Origin of the sequence: Sphingobacterium bambusae, assembly GCF_033955345.1 — a bacterium.
In the GTDB taxonomy this organism is placed as follows: domain Bacteria; phylum Bacteroidota; class Bacteroidia; order Sphingobacteriales; family Sphingobacteriaceae; genus Sphingobacterium; species Sphingobacterium bambusae.
The window spans coordinates 3,785,731-3,802,754 of sequence record NZ_CP138332.1; the positions used below are offsets into that span (position 1 = coordinate 3,785,731).

At 45.2% G+C, this 17,024-nt stretch carries 14 protein-coding genes; 8 read left to right on the plus strand and 6 right to left on the minus strand.

Going from position 1 to position 17,024, the window contains the following annotated elements:
• The first annotated feature begins 117 nt into the window (after positions 1–117).
• The 7 genes from SCB77_RS15745 (at position 118) to SCB77_RS15775 (ending at position 9,463) form a co-directional block, all read left to right on the plus strand.
• Positions 118–3,147 carry a tetratricopeptide repeat protein gene (locus tag SCB77_RS15745; RefSeq protein WP_320182951.1) on the plus strand — a complete coding sequence of 1,010 codons (3,030 nt, stop codon included), beginning with the start codon at positions 118–120 and terminating at the stop codon, positions 3,145–3,147.
• A gap of 15 nt (positions 3,148–3,162) precedes the next feature.
• Complete coding sequence (locus tag SCB77_RS15750) at positions 3,163–4,896, plus strand: porin family protein (RefSeq protein WP_320182952.1); 1,734 nt, start codon at positions 3,163–3,165, stop codon at positions 4,894–4,896.
• Between the two features lie 40 nt (positions 4,897–4,936).
• Positions 4,937–5,995 carry an HU domain-containing protein gene (locus SCB77_RS15755; protein ID WP_320182953.1) on the plus strand — a complete coding sequence of 353 codons (1,059 nt, stop codon included), beginning with the start codon at positions 4,937–4,939 and terminating at the stop codon, positions 5,993–5,995.
• A 39-nt stretch (positions 5,996–6,034) separates the two neighbouring features.
• The gene (locus SCB77_RS15760) at positions 6,035–6,739 is read left to right on the plus strand and encodes a MotA/TolQ/ExbB proton channel family protein (protein ID WP_320182954.1); all 705 of its coding nucleotides are present in this window, start codon (positions 6,035–6,037) and stop codon (positions 6,737–6,739) included.
• A 46-nt stretch (positions 6,740–6,785) separates the two neighbouring features.
• On the plus strand, positions 6,786–7,193 hold the full coding sequence (locus tag SCB77_RS15765) for an ExbD/TolR family protein (RefSeq protein ID WP_320182955.1): 408 nt from the start codon (positions 6,786–6,788) through the stop codon (positions 7,191–7,193).
• Positions 7,194–7,315: 122 nt separating this feature from the next.
• Positions 7,316–8,137, plus strand: coding sequence for an energy transducer TonB (locus tag SCB77_RS15770; protein WP_320182956.1), 822 nt, complete (start codon positions 7,316–7,318; stop codon positions 8,135–8,137).
• Positions 8,138–8,143: 6 nt separating this feature from the next.
• Entirely contained in the window at positions 8,144–9,463 is a 1,320-nt protein-coding gene (locus SCB77_RS15775) for a bifunctional folylpolyglutamate synthase/dihydrofolate synthase (protein WP_320182957.1), read from the plus strand.
• A gap of 37 nt (positions 9,464–9,500) precedes the next feature.
• Here SCB77_RS15775 and SCB77_RS15780 read toward each other — a convergent pair whose 3' ends face one another.
• The 4 genes from SCB77_RS15780 to SCB77_RS15795 form a co-directional block, all read right to left on the minus strand.
• Positions 9,501–10,244, minus strand: coding sequence for an SDR family NAD(P)-dependent oxidoreductase (locus SCB77_RS15780; RefSeq protein WP_320182958.1), 744 nt, complete (start codon positions 10,242–10,244; stop codon positions 9,501–9,503).
• Positions 10,245–10,356: 112 nt separating this feature from the next.
• Positions 10,357–10,983, minus strand: a complete 627-nt coding sequence (locus SCB77_RS15785) for an alpha-ketoglutarate-dependent dioxygenase AlkB family protein (RefSeq protein WP_320182959.1) — start codon at positions 10,981–10,983, stop codon at positions 10,357–10,359.
• Positions 10,980–11,831, minus strand: coding sequence for a methylated-DNA--[protein]-cysteine S-methyltransferase (locus SCB77_RS15790; RefSeq protein ID WP_320182960.1), 852 nt, complete (start codon positions 11,829–11,831; stop codon positions 10,980–10,982). Before SCB77_RS15790 ends, SCB77_RS15785 begins: the two co-directional genes overlap by 4 nt.
• 57 nt (positions 11,832–11,888) lie before the next feature.
• Positions 11,889–12,986, minus strand: coding sequence for an AI-2E family transporter (locus tag SCB77_RS15795; protein ID WP_320182961.1), 1,098 nt, complete (start codon positions 12,984–12,986; stop codon positions 11,889–11,891).
• Positions 12,987–13,267: 281 nt separating this feature from the next.
• On the opposite strand from SCB77_RS15795, the gene SCB77_RS15800 reads away from it, so the two are divergent.
• On the plus strand, positions 13,268–15,031 hold the full coding sequence (locus SCB77_RS15800) for a M60 family metallopeptidase (protein ID WP_320182962.1): 1,764 nt from the start codon (positions 13,268–13,270) through the stop codon (positions 15,029–15,031).
• 136 nt (positions 15,032–15,167) lie between these two features.
• Here the strand turns inward: SCB77_RS15800 and SCB77_RS15805 are convergent, their stop codons facing one another.
• Both SCB77_RS15805 and SCB77_RS15810 read right to left on the minus strand, forming a co-directional pair.
• Positions 15,168–16,409 (minus strand): carboxypeptidase-like regulatory domain-containing protein, encoded by a 1,242-nt coding sequence (locus tag SCB77_RS15805; protein ID WP_320182963.1) that lies wholly within the window; start codon positions 16,407–16,409, stop codon positions 15,168–15,170.
• Positions 16,399–16,968: an RNA polymerase sigma factor gene (locus SCB77_RS15810; protein ID WP_320182964.1), complete on the minus strand. Its 570-nt coding sequence runs from the start codon at positions 16,966–16,968 to the stop codon at positions 16,399–16,401. The genes SCB77_RS15805 and SCB77_RS15810 overlap by 11 nt, the downstream gene beginning before the upstream one ends.
• Positions 16,969–17,024: the final 56 nt, after the last annotated feature.

Below are 17,024 nucleotides of genomic sequence, written 5' to 3' on the forward strand. Positions count from 1 at the left end.
AGAACTTTTGAGGAATACGTGGAACTTTAGTTCTAATTTAGTATCCTGAAGGTGTATGCCTTTGAGGGTAGGCCACTTTTGTAATGCGAAGATTTAGTTGTTGAATAATTCATCAGTATGAATAAGAAAATTTATGGTGTAGGTGTAGCATTGAGTTTAATGAGCTCGGTAGCGTTTGGGCAACAAACGGCTTGGCAACAGATTAACAATGCGTACAAGTCTGGAATGGAGTTGTTTGAACGGGGAAAGTACAGCTCGGCCGCCAAGCAGTTTGATCGGGTAGAGGATATTCGCACGAAGTCTACCTTACAGTTGGATGAGACGGAGGAGCTAACGTTGATCAAGGAGAATGTTCGCTTTTATCAAGCTATCTGTGCCTTGGAGTTGGGCGATTCAGATGCCGAAGCTCGCTTTTTAAAGTACATCAAGGATTATCCAGCAAGTGCCAACTCAAAAGCAGCATATTTCCAGATTGGTAAGTCTTATTATGCTAAGAAAGATTATACCAAAGCTATCGAATGGTTTCAAAAAATTGATAGCAAGAATTTAGCTGGAGCGGAAAATACGGAGTATCGTTTTAAGTTGGCGTATGCCCAATTTATGACGGACGATTTCACTTCCGCTAAGCCGCTTTTTGAAAAGTTGAAAGATGAGAAAGGTCAATATCAAGAGGCATCTATCTATTACTACGCTTACCTGTCTTATTTGGACGCCGAATATAAAACGGCGCTTAACGAATTCGAAAGGTTGGATGGTTCGAAAACCTACGAGAACAGTTATCCCTATTATATCACAGCGCTTTATTTCTTAGATAAACGCTACGACGATGTGTTGAGCTATGCGCTACCTATATTGGAGCGTACGAAGCAGGAGCACGAAACGGAAATATTCCGAATTGTAGCCGCCACATACTTTATCAAGGGCGACCTGCAGAAATCAAAAAACTACTACGATAAATTCCAGGCTCAAGATCAAGGGAAAACACAAAACAATCAGGATAGCTACCAAATTGGGTATATAGCCTACAAACTTGGTGATTATGAGAAGGCGATAAAGGAATTGGAAAAACTTAGCGAGCCTGATGCATATTACCAAAGTGCGATGATCACACTGGGAGATTCTTTTTTAAAAACCGGTAATAAGCAGAGCGCGAGAAATGCTTTTTTTAGAGCCTCCAAATTGGATTTTGATGCACAGTTGAAAGAAGAGGGTTTGTTCAATTACGCAAAACTATCTTACGAGTTGGAGTTCCATCAAGTAGCCTTGGAAGCTACCCAAGAATACCTAGAGACCTATCCCCGCTCGACACGTCTCGAAGAAGCCAAAACACTATTGGCAGAGGTGCTCTTGAGTACCAAGAACTACCGTGCTGCGGTTGATATCTTGGAAGGAATCGGTAAACGTGGGCGCGAAGCAAATGCGGCCTACCAAAAAGTGACCTATTACCGCGGGTTAGAGTTTTACAACGAAAGGGCCTTTGAAAATGCCATTTCAATGTTTATGCGCTCGGAAGCGAACCGCTACGATGAGGAGATCTATGCGCTGTCCACCTACTGGAAGGCGGAGGCCATGTATGAAGTTCGCAAGTATGGTGAGTCGGTGACGAACTTTAACAAGTTCTTACAGCTACCTGCGGCGCGGAAAACGGATGTATATAGTTATGCCAATTATGCGTTGGCCTACGCTGCGTTCCGTAACGATCGCTACAATACGGCCGCCAATTACTTTGAGCGCTTTTTGGCAACGGGTGGTAAGGATGGTATAGAAATCAATACACGTAATGATGCTGTTGCCCGTTTAGCAGATTCCTATTTTGGGATGAAGAATTATGGACGTGCCTTGGAGTACTACAACCGTTTGATCAGTGCAAAGGCGCCTAGCCAAGATTACGCTCTGTTTCAACGTGGTATTATCCAAGGGTTGCAAGGAGACAATAACGGTAAGATAGCCACGCTCAATTCCGTGGTGCAACAATTTCCAAAATCCAACTATGCGGATGACGTAGCTTTCGAAGTGCCTTACACGTATTTCCTGATGGGCGATTACAATACGGCAATATCCGGATTACAGGCTATGGTCGAGCAATATCCACGAAGTAGTTACGTTCCACGTGCGTTGGTAACAATCGGCTTGGTGCAATATAACAAAGACGATAACGATGCCGCACTAGCGACCTTTCAACGTGTGGTCGATCAATATGCCACAACAGACGAAGCAAAGCAGGCTTTATTATCCATTGAGAATATTTATTTAGATAAAGGTGATGCAACAGGATATATCCGTTACGCGACAAGTACGAATATCGGTGATTTAAGTACGGCACAACAAGATGCGCACACCTTCGGCGTGGCAAAGACACTTTTCGATCGTGGCAATTACCAAGGCGCGGTGGAGGCCATCAACGCCTACTTCGATAAGTTTCCAAAACCGATACAGGAGAAGCATGCGCGCTTTATCCGCGGCGAGAGTTATGCGCAGCTGCACAAGGATAAAGAAGCCATTCATGATTTTAATATTATCATGAACGACTGGACGAGCGCCTACACCGAGCAAACCCTGATCAGTGTAGCGAAACTGCACTTGCGTAATAAGGCCTATAATGAAGCTGTACAGGTATTGCGCAAATTAGAGCTTACCTCGGAGTACAAATCCAATTATGGCTTTGCTATCAATAACCTGTTGATGAGTTTCTTCAACATCGGCGATTACGTGGAAACGCTGAATTACGCCAAGTTGGTGAAGAACTATGAAAAATCGTCTGAAGAGGATATAGCCTTGGCGCATCTGTATGCGGGTAAGGCCTATGCCGCAACAAACAAAGCCGCTGATGCGCTGAAGGAATTTAATTTGGCGGCTCTAAAAAGTAAAACCGTAACCGGTGCAGAAGCGCGTTACCGGGTTGGTGAACAACAGTTGAAGGCAAAGCAGTATGATAAGGCGATCGAATCCGCCTTCGATATTTCCAATTCGTTTTCTTCGTACGACTATTGGGTGGCCAAAGGTTTTATCATGATGGCTGACGCTTATTTGGGTAAAGGCGATAAATTCCAAGCGAAATCGACGTTGGAAAGTGTGATCGAGAATTACGATAACGATAAAGATGATGTGCTAAAAGAGGCTAACGCTCGTTTAGGAAAATTGAAATAACAAGAATAGGATAGCATGATGAAATTGCATAAAACAGTATTTAAGAATTACGCAGCTGTAGCGTTTTTGCTTGGTTTAAGTGTTGGGGGATATGCACAAACGGATCCTCAGAAGCCGGTAACTATCGATTCTTTTGATGTCGTACGTGACTATAAACCTATTCTTGCGGACGCGGTTAAGATACGCCGCAGTCCTGATATGACCAACAAACGGAGCTATATGCCCAAGCTTTCCTACGGGAATATAGCCGATAAGAAGTTGGATATCAATACCGGATTGAAGGAATTGGACGTGCAGGAAACGCCGTTTTCCCAAGCGCAGGATCAGCGGAGTAACTATGTGAAATTTGGGCTGGGAAACTTCAACACAATTTTAGGTGAAGGCTATTTTTCCTACGATGAATATGAAGATATGCGCGTGGGTGGTTTTGTGAAGCACCTGAGCCAAAAAGGAAGCCTTGAGGGGCAGCGTTTCTCCAGACAAGAGGTGGGCGTTTTCGGACGGCGCATCCTGCCTATGTTCACTGTGGATGGTACCTTGGGTTACAACCGCTTTGGGACGAATTTTTACGGTATCCCGCTAGGTAACGATGGCGTTACGACGTTAAACCCTACACCAGAGAAGCAGGTTTTCAATGACATTTACTTTACTGGCGAGCTTACCAGCAATTACGATCCACAGAACGAAGATGCGTTTAGTTATTCCGCAAAGCTCGATGCCTATTCTTTTAGCGACCGCTTCGATGCCAAAGAAACCTCATTTGCCGTTTCGGCCTACTTCAATAAGCGTGTACGTGCCTTTAACATTGGTGCAAATCTAAGCGTAGATGTGAATAACGTAGATGGAACACCCAATAGCGGTGTAGCAGGGCAGACGAACAACTCCTTGGCTACGTTGAATCCTTATATCCGCTTTAAGGGTGATAACTATGCCATCACCTTGGGCGCTAATTTTGTTCCTGAGTTTGGGGATAGTACCAGTTTCAATATCTTCCCTGCTGCCGAAATCGACTTCGCTTTGGCGCCGGAATATTTCCATATTTTTGGTGGGGTAAACGGAGGTGTCAAGAAGGCTTCTTACCGTGACTTTGCTCGTCAGAACCCATTTATTGGCCCTAATCTGGGTATACAGAATATGGTGGAGCGCCTGAATTTCTTCGGTGGTATCAAAGGTAATGCAGGAGCTACCTTTGGTTATAAGGTGAAAGCCATTTATCGCCAACTAGAAGGTCTCCCTCTTTTTGTCAATAATATGGAAACACCATTCCAGTTTGATGCGGTGTATGATGGTAATGGCGATAAGTCTGTTCGACATGTGGGTTTGGAGGGTGAAATCAACGTACGCCTGTCGAAGTTGGTTAACCTCGGTGGTCGCTTGAACATCGATCAGTATACCGCGGCGCAGCAAGATGAGGTGTGGCACACGCCGAAAATGCGGTTGAATGCCAATGCCCGATTTAATATATCAGAGAAATTGTATATCGACGCGGAAGCTTTGTTCCATGGGCTATCTTATGCGAGAGCATATGACTATGACGCTAGCACAGGAGCTGTGATTACCTCAATTCCCTACGAACGCAGAGAGGTGCCGTCATTCTTTGATCTAAGTGCAGGTGCGGAATACAAAGCGACCAAGCAATTGGGATTGTTCGTGAAAGCCAATAATATTTTCAATGCAGAATATCAAACATACTTGTATTACCCGAAATTAGGTTTTAACGTACTGGGCGGTTTAAATTTTTCGTTTTAAGCGAAGAAGATCATAACTTTGCAGTTTAGTATAACATAGGATGAATTTAGGAAAGAACGTAAATAATCTGTTAAAAAGACAACCTGAGGTTTATATCAAGGGGTTGGGCGCCTTTAAGCGGAACCATACGCCAGCGACGTATGATGAAAAGCGGAATGTCTATCTTCCCCCGATCAGTTATATAGATTTCGACCAAACGAGTAATCGCGGCTACGATTTCATCCAATATATTGCCCAGTTGGATGCCATCGATACCAAGGATGCTGAAGCACAGATCGCCACCGTAGTGGGGGCCTTACTTAAGGAAATTAGGGAAGAAGGACAGGCGAAGCTGGATGATTTAGGTTATTTGGTTAGTTACGGTGAAGGATATGTGTTTAAAGCTTTGGATCTTTCGGGATTCCACTATGAACCTATCGCTGCGACATTGCCGCCAACGAGCAGTGTACCTGCGGTTGATACAGCTGCGGAGACAACCCCCGTTTCTTCGTCCGAAAAAACAGAGATACCTACACCAGTGGCTCCTGTAGAGCAACAACCGGTATCGGCGGAAATTTTGGAACCATTTTTTGAAAATAACAGCATGGGAGCCAAGAATACGCGAAGCAATACCCTATGGTATATTTTGATTGCGTTATTGGCCTTGGGTACCATTGCTGCACTTTATTACTTTAATAAGCGTGCCGGGCGTATAGCCAATCCGGTGGTGGTGGTGGAACCGCAAGCAACAGAGCCAGATACGCTCGACGCTTTCAGTCCTGTGGATAGCTTGAATAATGCAGATTCCCTTGCAGAAAGTTTGGTGGATACCTCGCAGACCGAGATTGCCGCGACAGAAACACCCGACGTCCCGGCAGAAGTTCCTGATCAATGGCAGATCGTGATTGGGATTCATCCGACCATGGCTAAGGCTAACGAGCATGCCGTAGCGATGCGGAAGAAAGGGTATACCAGCGTTCGTGCTGTGCCTAGCAAAATGGTCAAAAACAATAAAAAAGTAATTTGGGATACCTATGCCACGAAGGAGGAAATGGAAACTGCCCTACAATATGTCCGAAAAAATATAGAGAAGGACGCTTGGCCGGATAAGATAAATTGATAAAATAAACCTAATAATAAAAAATACACAAGAAAGACTATGTCATTAATGCAAGAGAATTTAACAGCGATGGATTCTGTGAACTCGGTTCAACAGCAAGCGGTACAGTTGGCAACAGCGGATGAGAACTTAAATCTTATCCAACTGTTGATGAAGGGAGGTTGGATTATGATTCCAATTATTTTCCTGTTGTTTTTAGCCTTGGTTATCTTTTTTGAACGATACATCACCATCCGAAAGGCATCGAAAACCGACTCGGGTTTAATGTCGCAGATCAAGAGCAATGTTATGTCTGGTCGTTTAGATGCGGCTATTGCGGTTTGTCGCTCCAGCAATTCTGCTTTGGCGCGTATGCTGCAGAAAGGTCTTTCGCGCGTAGGACGCCCGATAAAAGATATAGAAGGAGCGATAGAAAACGCTGGTAAGCTGGAAGTATCTAAATTAGAGAAGAACATCAATATCTTAGGTATCGTTGCTGGTATTGCGCCGATGCTTGGTTTCGTTGGAACTATCTTTGGGGTAATCCAAATTTTTCGTGATGTGGAAGTAGCAGGTGGTATCGATATCGGATCGGTGTCTGGAGGTTTGTATGTGAAGATGATTGCTTCTGCAAGTGGACTTACCGTTGGTATTTTGGCCTATATTGGTTACCATGTATTGAACATGATGGTGGAGCGCGTTATTTTACGCATGGAGACCGATTCGGTAGAATTTATCGATCTATTGGACGAGCCTGGTGTTTAGTATAGCGTTAGCAGTTGACGTTATTTTTGACTTTTCAGTTTAAACGATGAACTTAAGAAATAGAAGACATAAGCCTACAGCGGAGGTACACACAGCGGCATTGAACGATATCATGTTTTTCTTGATGTTGTTTTTCCTGTTGGCGTCTGCGGTGGCAAATCCGCAAGTCGTGAAATTGTTGTTGCCTAAATCGAGCGCCGGCGAGCAGTCAGTTGCTAAGAAAACGATGACGGTGTCTATTACGGCAGATTTAAACTATCACGTGGACAAACAAACGGTTAGCTTGGACCAATTGGAACCATTGATTCAAAGCCAAATTGTTAACGGCGAGGAATTGACGATCATGTTGTATGCCGATAGTTCGGTGCCTATTCAAAATGTGATCTCTGTGATGGATGTTGCAAACAAGAATAGAGTAAAATTGGTGCTGGCGACGGAGCCGAAGAAAGATTAAAGAAGGATGGTGTATCAGGTCGTAGGTATTGCGATACAACGACAGGTGATACGGCGAGATAGCATATCTATTAGACTATCGCTGTTTGACTTTTTAATTTTGACTTTTTAATTTGAAAGAAGATGTATTACCAATCGCAAGAGGAAAATAATCTGCCGAAAGCCTTGGGCTTATCAACGGCAGTGATGGGGATATTGGTGTTGATTGCGTTTTTCGTGGTTTTTGGAGGTGATGTACCACGCTATGGTATGGGTGGTATTGTGGTGAATTATGGAACCTCGGAAGAAGGAATGGGCGACGACTACATGAGCGTTGATGAACCTTCCATGGATGAGAATGCGAATAATGTGAAGCCCGATAAAATTGATCCTGTTTCTACACCGGTACCTACACCGTCGCAGCAGGTAGCGGATAAAGTAGTGGCTACGCAAGATGTCGAGGACGCACCTGCAGTACCAAAAAACGAAAAGCCAGTCAAACCGAATGCTGATGTGGCGACAGCTGAAAAGAAGGATGCGAAGCCAGCTGTTAATCCGAATGCGCTGTATAAAGGCAAAAAGAACAACGCCACCGGAACAGGTGATGGTACAGGAACTACGGCGGGCAACCAAGGTAGCAATCTTGGCGATCCATTGGCGAGCAACTATGGAGAAGGTGGTTCGGGAGATGGAAATATGATGTTGACCATCGCTAACCGCCGTTTTGAAGTGCCACCTAGAATTCAGGATGATGGACAGCAGGCCGGACGTGTAGCCGTAGAATTTAAAGTGAATAAAAGTGGCGTAGTAACCTATGCGCGCGCTGGTGTACGAGGTACAACGATTTCCAACCGTAGCTTGTTGGAGAAGTGTGAACGCGCTGTGATGGGGGCTCGTCTTAACCAACTACCCAACGCTCCCGATTCTCAAACGGGTGTTATTGTATTCAATTTCAAGTTAAGATAACTTTTCATGATGAAGACATATGATGAGGTAATCGAGTATCTTTATGCTCGATTACCCATGTTTACACGTGATGGAGCTAGCGCCATCAAGAAAGATGTAAACAACACCCTTCGTTTCTGTGCAGCGCTGGATAATCCCCATCAAAAATTTAAGTCTGTTCATGTTGCAGGTACCAATGGGAAGGGCTCTACCTCCCATATGCTGGCGTCGATTTTTGCTTCGGCAGGATACAAAACGGGCTTATACACCTCACCCCACTTGGTCGATTTCCGAGAACGTATACGTGTCAACGGACAGATGATTTCAGAAGCGGAGGTACTCGCGTTTGTCAATCAACATTTGCCAACAATCACAGAAATATCGCCTTCGTTTTTCGAGGTAACGGTAGCTATGGCATTTGATTACTTCGCGCGGGAGCAAGTAGATATTGCCATTATCGAAGTAGGACTTGGAGGTCGATTGGATAGCACAAACATTATTCTACCGGAGCTAGCTGTCATCACGAATATTGGGATGGATCATATGAATCTTTTGGGCGATACCTTACAGGAGATTGCTGGCGAGAAGGCAGGTATTATAAAGAAAGATATTCCCGTGGTTGTCTCCGAGAGGGATGAACGGGTGGCTCATGTATTTGAGGAATATGCGCAAAAGGTAGGCGCTCCATTGAAATTTGCGACTGCTGATTTACAGGTCTTGGCTGCCGATCGTAAGGAGTCGGGGCTGCAGGTGGAAGTGCTCAACAAGCAAACTGGCGTTCGGCAGGTTTGGGAGATGGCGCTTGCGGGCTCGTACCAGCAAAAAAATCTGTTAGGCGTATTGACTGCAGTTGCATCCCTACAGAAGAAGGGATGGGTTGTGAAAGAGGAGTATATCCGTGCAGGCTTGTTGGAAGTGCAAAGGCAAACAGGGCTTCAAGGACGATGGCAAACGCTGTCGACTGATCCTTATATCATTTGCGACACCGGGCATAATGAGGACGGTATCCGTGAAGTAGTGCAGAACCTAAAGCAGACCACATATAAGCAATTACATATGGTGATTGGTGCTATGCGCGATAAAGATTTGAGCCATATGCTACCGCTTCTGCCTGCAGAAGCAAAATATTACTTCTGTAGCCCAGACATGCCACGCGCATTGCCTGCCAAAGAATTGCGTGAAGCAGCTACTTCTTGGAAGCTGAAGGGGGAGGATTTTGTTACTGTGGAGGAGGCTTTACGGGCTGCGAAAGACAATTTCCGCACCGGCGATTTCATTTTTGTTGGAGGAAGCACCTTTGTTGTGGCGGAAGTGCTGACCGCAGAAAAAAGTAAAGAGCAATCATGAGTTTGATTGCTCTTTACTTTTTCAAATAGTGTTGGCGTTATTTCGCCAAATACCCACCATCTACCGGATAGTAACTTCCGGTCACGAAACTCGCCTCGTCGGAGGCTAGCCATAGGGTTAAGGCAGCTACCTCTTCGGGTTTTCCCAAGCGCTGCATAGCATGCTGCTCGGCCAAATATTTTTGTGTCGCTTGATCCAAATGGTCATCAATCAGCGGCGTTGCGATAAAGCCCGGACCGACGGCATTGATGCGCACACCACGTGTGCCATATTCCCAAGCGGCAGATTTCGTTAAACCTACAACGCCATGTTTTGCCGCTACATAGGCTGATGATTGGGCAAAGCCAACGCTACCTAAAATGGAAGCCATATTAATAATGGATCCGCCCACTTTTTCGATTTCTGGAAGTTGGTAATGCATACCATAGAAAACACCATTTAAGTTGATATCGATGACTTTGTTCCAAGCATCCAAGGCATAATCGCCGACGGTAGCTGCAGGACCGCCAATACCCGCGTTGTTGACGGCGATGTGCAGAGCTCCAAAATTTTCTATGGCGACGTCCACAATTTTCTTGTTATCCTCGGGAGATGATGAATCTGCTTTTACAAAGAGGATGCGACCATCTTTATCGGCATTCACCAACTCATGACCCAACTTTTCATTTAAGTCGGAAACGACCACTTTAGCACCGGCTTTTACAAAGGCCTCGACAATCGCTTTCCCAATGCCAGAGACACCTCCAGTGACTATAGCTACTTTATTTTCTAGTTGTTTCATATTACATCGATATATAGTAACAATTTACGAAAAAGGTATTCAGCTTTTTCAGCATCTACTGCGACACCTATCGAAGATGATTATTAAACAACAAAAGCATAGCGTTGTGACACTACCTTGATGATTCGCTTCCCTCAATCGTTCTGAAGGTAAGGTTGATGCGAGGAGTAGTGACTTTTGTCGTAGGAGGTAATCGGTGCAGCCAATGATCCTGCGTTTGATCCCGCATGATCAGCAAACTACCATGCTCGAGTTCCACATATACGGTCTTCTTATTCAATTTATGTTTAAATCCAAATTTGCGTTGGGCACCGAAGGTCACTGACGCAATGGCGCCATGTTTCTTAAGATCTTTTTCGCCGTCGCTATGCCAGGCCATTCCTTCCGATCCATCGTGGTAGAGGTTGCATAAGCATGAATTGAACCGTGCGCCGCAAAGTTCTTCGATTTGCTGTTTGATACTTTGCAGCGGAGCCACCCAAGGCAATGCTCTTTTCAATATTCCAGAATAGGTATATTCAAATGTCTGATCGCCATACCAAGCTACCTTACGTTTAGTGCTGATATGCTTGCCAAATATAACTGCCTGATCGTGCTCCCAAGCGAGTTGCTCAAGCAGCTGCTGGTAATAAAGGTTGGCTTCATCATGTTTAAATACCGCTCCATAATACTGTACCATACCATCTTGTGGTAGCAGATTTCTTTGGGGCGCGGCGGAGTCGTCAAATAGTGTCATCATTGTTGTGCGGTTTTTAGTGCGCTTTCCCAAGCAATAATCGCAGTCTTACGATGCAGTCCCCAACGGTAACCGCCCAATAATCCTGAAGTTTGTATCACCCGGTGGCAGGGAATCAAATAAGCGATAGGGTTGCTGCCGATAGCTGTGCCGACGGCCCGAGATGCGGAGGGATTTCCAATTTCTTCGGCCACTTGGCGGTAGCTCGCCAGCTGGCCGGCGGGAATTTTTAAGAGCGCCGCCCATACATGTAATTGAAAAGGCGTCCCTCGAAGATGTAGTTTCACGGCTTGTAGATTCGACCAGTCGCGATTGAAAAATGCTAATACTGCCTTTTGATATGGACTATTTTCCAATACGAATGTTGCATTTGGATAGCTGTTGAAAAGTGTTTCGCACACGCCGTTTGCTTCGTCTTCGAAGGCCACGTAACAAACTCCCTTGTCGGTCGAAGCGATAAGCACATTGCCGAAGCGAGAAGCATGATAAGCATAGCGGATGGTGAGTTGTCGACCACCTTGTTTGTATTCTGCGGGCGTCATGCCCTCGATTTGTATAAAAAGATCGTGCAGGCGGCTGGTGCTAGACAGCCCTGTTTCAAATGAAGCATGGAAAAGGTTCTTTTGCTGTCCAGCCAGCAGTTGTTTTGCATGCTGTATGCTGGTGTATTGTAGAAATTTTTTTGGACTTGTGCCTGCCCATTCCTGAAAGAGACGTTGAAAATGATCGGGGCTCATATGCACATGTGCCGCGATCTCCGCTAGCGAAGGTTGCGCCTTAAAGTTGTCCTGCAAAAATGCAATGGCCTTGGCGATACGTTCGAAGTTTATGAGATCCTGTTGCTTTTCCATATTCAAATGTCCTCATTTTTGTGCGACAAAAAAATCCGTTTCTTGCGTATGTAGCTTTTAAGAACCTTCCTGTGTTTTATCTGCTGCGCTGGACTCCGGAGGTGGCAGCTGCAAAGGCAAAGGCTCGCGAACGATACCTTTACCATATTCGTGGCTGTAAACTTTCATCAATAAGCCTATTGAAGAGAGAATAAGCGGCCCGAAAATCAAGCCCAGCATACCAAATAGATTTAAACCCAGCAATACCCCGAAAACCGTGATCATTGGCGGTACATCGCCAATGGTTTTCAAAATGGTAAAGCGCAGTACATTATCTATACCACCGACTAAGATGAAACAGTAAATGGATAGTCCGATAGCGTTGGCGGTCTCCCCGCCGGCTAACGTAATGGCACAGATCGGGACATAGATGGTCATTGTGCCCAAGATAGGTACAATCGATGATATACCGGTCAGAAGTCCCAACAGCACGAAATTATCGATGCCGAATATCCAGTAGCCCAGCATGGCTACCAAGCCTTGGCAAAAGCCCAAGATGGGAATGCCGATGGCGTTAGAACGGACCATCACGTTAACCTCGTTCCAAATATCCCTTTTGCTCTCTTTACTAAAAGGAATAGAGCGGTAGAGGGTAGATTCCATTTTTTTCGCATTTACCTGCATAAAGTAGAGCACAAAAAGGGTAACAACAATGTTCACACCAACCTCAGCGACCGAGTTTAGTATATTCGGGACATAGCGGGTCAGCCGCTGTAAAAAATTCAAGAGTGCTGTATCCGACATGTCAATGTCTTTCAGGAATGGCTTATCACTCATAAATGTTTTCAGTGTGTTGAATTTCTCGACAATCTGTTGTTGGTTGCTGAAGAAATGGTTGACCTGTGGCACCAGATAATCGATAATAGCCCAAATAGGGAGGATGATAAAAATGATGGATAGCAAGATGAAAAGTGCACTGGCAAGTGACTTTTTCCAACGGTAATGCTCGGTTAACTTAAAATAGGGCGTGCGAAAGAGTATGTAAAGCGTGATCGCTCCTAAGAAACCGGGAAGGTAATACATCAGGTTTTTAAAAACCAAAATGGATATTAAAATAATGATGATGATCAACATCACCTGGTTGATCGAGTTGTTGTTTATCTGTTTATACTTCATCGTTCAGGGCGATTGGAATTGTATTCATCATCGGCCGCAGCCGTAGTTCTGTGCTACTACTAATGTAAGGTTTATTGTGTAAAAGTAGTCTGCGATGAGTAGCTAATCTTTATATAGTAAATACTTATATGCGACTTGCGCATAAATAAATTGCTGTACAATTCGTTTTCGAACTTATTTCTATGTGAAATTTTGCGCAATCGATTGTTTGATTTTGATTTTTTTTATCTACGGAAATATAATTATACTTGAAATGAAATACCTTGTAAATCACTACAATTATGATGAAACGAAATTCAATTCTCGTTGTGGCTGCCTTTTTCGCGATGTTGCCGGTTTCTTGCAAGCGCACGCTGCTGAGCGAAACCGTGGTCGAGCAAGCCGATAGCTTATTCATTGCTTTTGATAGTATCCAAACCTTTCAAGAAAAGCCTTCTGGGCAGCGAGAGGCACGTCGATTAGGACAGTCCAATCCGGCATCGGATTTTACATCCACGGGTTTGTTTGTGCCGCCCAATACCGATCTTGTACTCTATGTAGAGCAACTAGAACCGGGAAGTGGTATCCCTAGACTTCTTATTGGTTCCTACTCACGCTATCAAGCGCGTTGGGATCCTCGATCGGTCAACCTGACAACAGGACTACAAACTATCACAGGCGATGCGCTTGGTGGCCTGTTGTTTATTCGTTACCCTGCCAACGATAACAGTGCCATATCGGGGCGTATTCGCATAGAATTCCGACAAGGACATCAACCGGTTCCCCATTTTGTACTGGGAAAGACCAGCAATGCGCAATGGCAATCCATGTTGGATAATTGGACGACAGCACCTGATGTATTGCTTGAAAATGGCACGAACATCATTGTATCCTCGCGCGCGAAAGCTCTAGCTTACCGATCGGAAGATCAGCAGGAGCTTATGCAGCTGCTCGAGCAGGTGTCGGATGCGGAGTACGCAATCAGCGGTATCGACAACTCGTCGCCACAGCATGCGCGAAATACCCACAAGATCATTATGACGGAAACCGATATGGCAGATACCTATATGGCCGCCACTTGGTATCGTACGTGGTACCATACTGATGTGATGAATACTATTTTGACAGTGAATGGCATCCGTAATGATGGCTGGGGACCTTGGCACGAACTGGGGCATATGCACCAACAAGGCGCATGGACTTGGGATGGTTTAGGTGAAGTGACGGTGAATATTTATTCTCTGGCTGCGGAACGTAAAATGGGAATCCCTACATCAAGGCTGACCCGCGATGGGGTATGGAATGCAGCGATGGACTACCTCGGAATACCTTATGCGGAGAAGAGCTTTAATGCGGAAACCACTGATCTTTTTGTCCGCTTAGCGATGTTTCAGCAACTTTGGCTAGGCTTTGGCGACAGTTTCTACCAGCGGTTGCATAAGGAAACTCGGGAAGATCAAGTATCCTTGTCTACCACAGAACAGAAAATGCGCTATTTTATGCTAAAGGCTTGTACGATCTCGGGTAAAAACCTGACAGAATTTTTCCGAAAGTGGGGTCTTAAGGTCAATGAATCCGTGTATTTAGAAATCGCCGCTTTGGGGCTACCTGCGCCCACAGAAGACCTAACGACAAAGACCGATGATCCGGATTGGGAGAACAAGTGGCTCGTGGTGGGGTATAGCTCGCAGGAGACTGCTGGTGAGAATGGCCGTGCGTCCAATCTCGTGGATGGCAATGCTGCAACATACTGGCACTCGCGTTGGTCGACGAATCCAGACACATATCCGCACTTTGTAAGCGTAGACATGAAGGAAAGCAAGTTGATCAATGGTTTTGCACTCACACAACGCAACGGATCACGCAAAGTGAAAGATATAGAGATTCAGGTCAGCGGTGATAATCTCAATTGGTCAAGCGTTGGCGATTACGCGCTGACGGAGAGCACAACGGCACAGCAACTGACATTGGGCTCTGCGGTCTCCTCGCGTTACTTCAAGCTCATCTTTAAAAGTGGTTTTGACGAAACTGGCTTTGCGGCGATGGCTGAGGTAAGCATCTTCTAAGTGTACATAAGCTGCTCACTGCGACTGATGTATTTTTAATTTTTTCGCTAGCCGCCTTCCAGAGAAGGCGGCTAGTTTGTCGTACACACTGAAATTTTTGTACTAAAGGGCAATCGATAATTTTTAGATTATAGCGTTATTCTCTAAACTCGATCGTTAGCTTGGTTTCCTTATCTAACCGACCATGTTCCCATTTCGGACCATCTTTTAGCACTTGTATCGCTTTGGCCTCGTGGGCTGCACTGGTAGATTTTTCGATGCGGATATGCGTAGGGTTACCTGTCGCATCTAAGTCAAAGCGGAGGGTTACCGATCCCGATGTAAGGTCACTCGCTTTTGCAGCTTTTTTGATATAGGCATCAAAAGCTCGCCAGCCACCAATAGGCGTTGGTTTTTTCGGCATCGACGTTTTTTTGCTGTACCCAGAAACAACGACTTCCTCTAGGCTGTTTTGCATAGGATCTAGCCGAATTTCAAGTTCGGAGGTACCGGCAAGCAACTGCTTTGGTTCGTAGCCTATATAGCTTAGCGCTAAGTTGACCTGATTCGAATCGGAGACGATCACGAATCTTCCTAGGCTGTCTGCTTTAGTCGTTTTATTGGATATAAGATCCTTGATGACAATATCGGCTAATGGTGTATTGGTTTCACTGTCCAGCACTTTTCCAAAGACCACGGTTTGGTCTGCTTTACTAGATGTCAGACTACTCGATCCTCGGATCAATATCTGCGGCGTACTACCTGCGACCGATTGCTTACGATGGGCTTGTGCGGCTTTGACCTCCACGGCTTCCAATTGTTTGCTGGGGGCTTGTGCGAGCACAATGGCATTACTGTCCAAAAAGAGGTCTGCCGGTAGTTCGGTCTCTTCTCGTGTTGGCCGAGGCTTTTCTTCGACGATAGGTGGCGCGGGCTTAGCGGTTGTTGCAGCAATCTGCTGCTCCGAGCTATCGTCACGCTGCTCTTGTGTTGCACCTAGGCTATTCGTATCCGCTAAAGGGAGATGCTCTTGCTTTTGGTCGGAAGAGTGATCCGTTTCTGCTGTTGCTATCTTCTGTTCATGTTGAGAAGGCGGAGACCATAGTAGGAAATATGCGGAAACCCCGATAACGGCAAGAAGTGAAGCTGCAGCTCCAAGGAATTTCCAGGGTAGTATTTTTCGGTCGCTTTTAGGGTAGGCGCGGGTTTCGATACGTTGTTGTAGATCAATGGTCGGCAATGGAAGCTTCTTGGCGTATTCTGTTTCTACGCCCAGAATAAGATCCATAAGCATTTCATCGGCCTCTGCGGCACGCTCGAGCTCATGCATCTCCTTTGGAGAAAGATCGCCCTGCACGTAACGACGTATATACGCTATGTCAAATTTCCTATTCTGCATTTTTCTCCATACAAATTTTCAAGTTTCTTTTTCCGTTCTGGATAAAGCTCTTTACTTCATTTAAATTGTATCCGCTCAGTTCGGCGACTTCCTTGTAACACTTTTCTTGTAAGAAAAAGAGGTCTACCGTAACCTTCTGCTTGGCAGGTAGCTTGTCCATGCAATTTTCCAACAGCGATAACCGTTCCTCTTTTTCCGCATAGTTTTCATCTTGATGCAGGTTTACCGAAAATTCCACAAAATTATCGACAGGAATAATAAACTGTTGCTTGTTCGCCCGCAATGCCATTAAACAATGGTTTTTGGCAACTACATACAGCCATTTTGGAAAATCTTTTATCGCCTGTTTAGGAATCTTATGGACAAGCTCTTCAAAGAGCTGCATGACGGCATCCTTGCTGCGCTCACTCTCCTTGAAATAACGTAAGCATACATAGTAGACCATTTCGCTATGTCGGGTGTATAGCACTGCTAGCGTAGCCAAATCACGCGTTTCGCCGTAGCGAGCAAGTAATTCCTCATCGGATAGAGTTTGTTCTGACGACCTATGGAGCTTCATATTTCGAAGGCAAAATAATTTTTTTTTCTCGCTTATGGAAATTAATATTTTCCTGC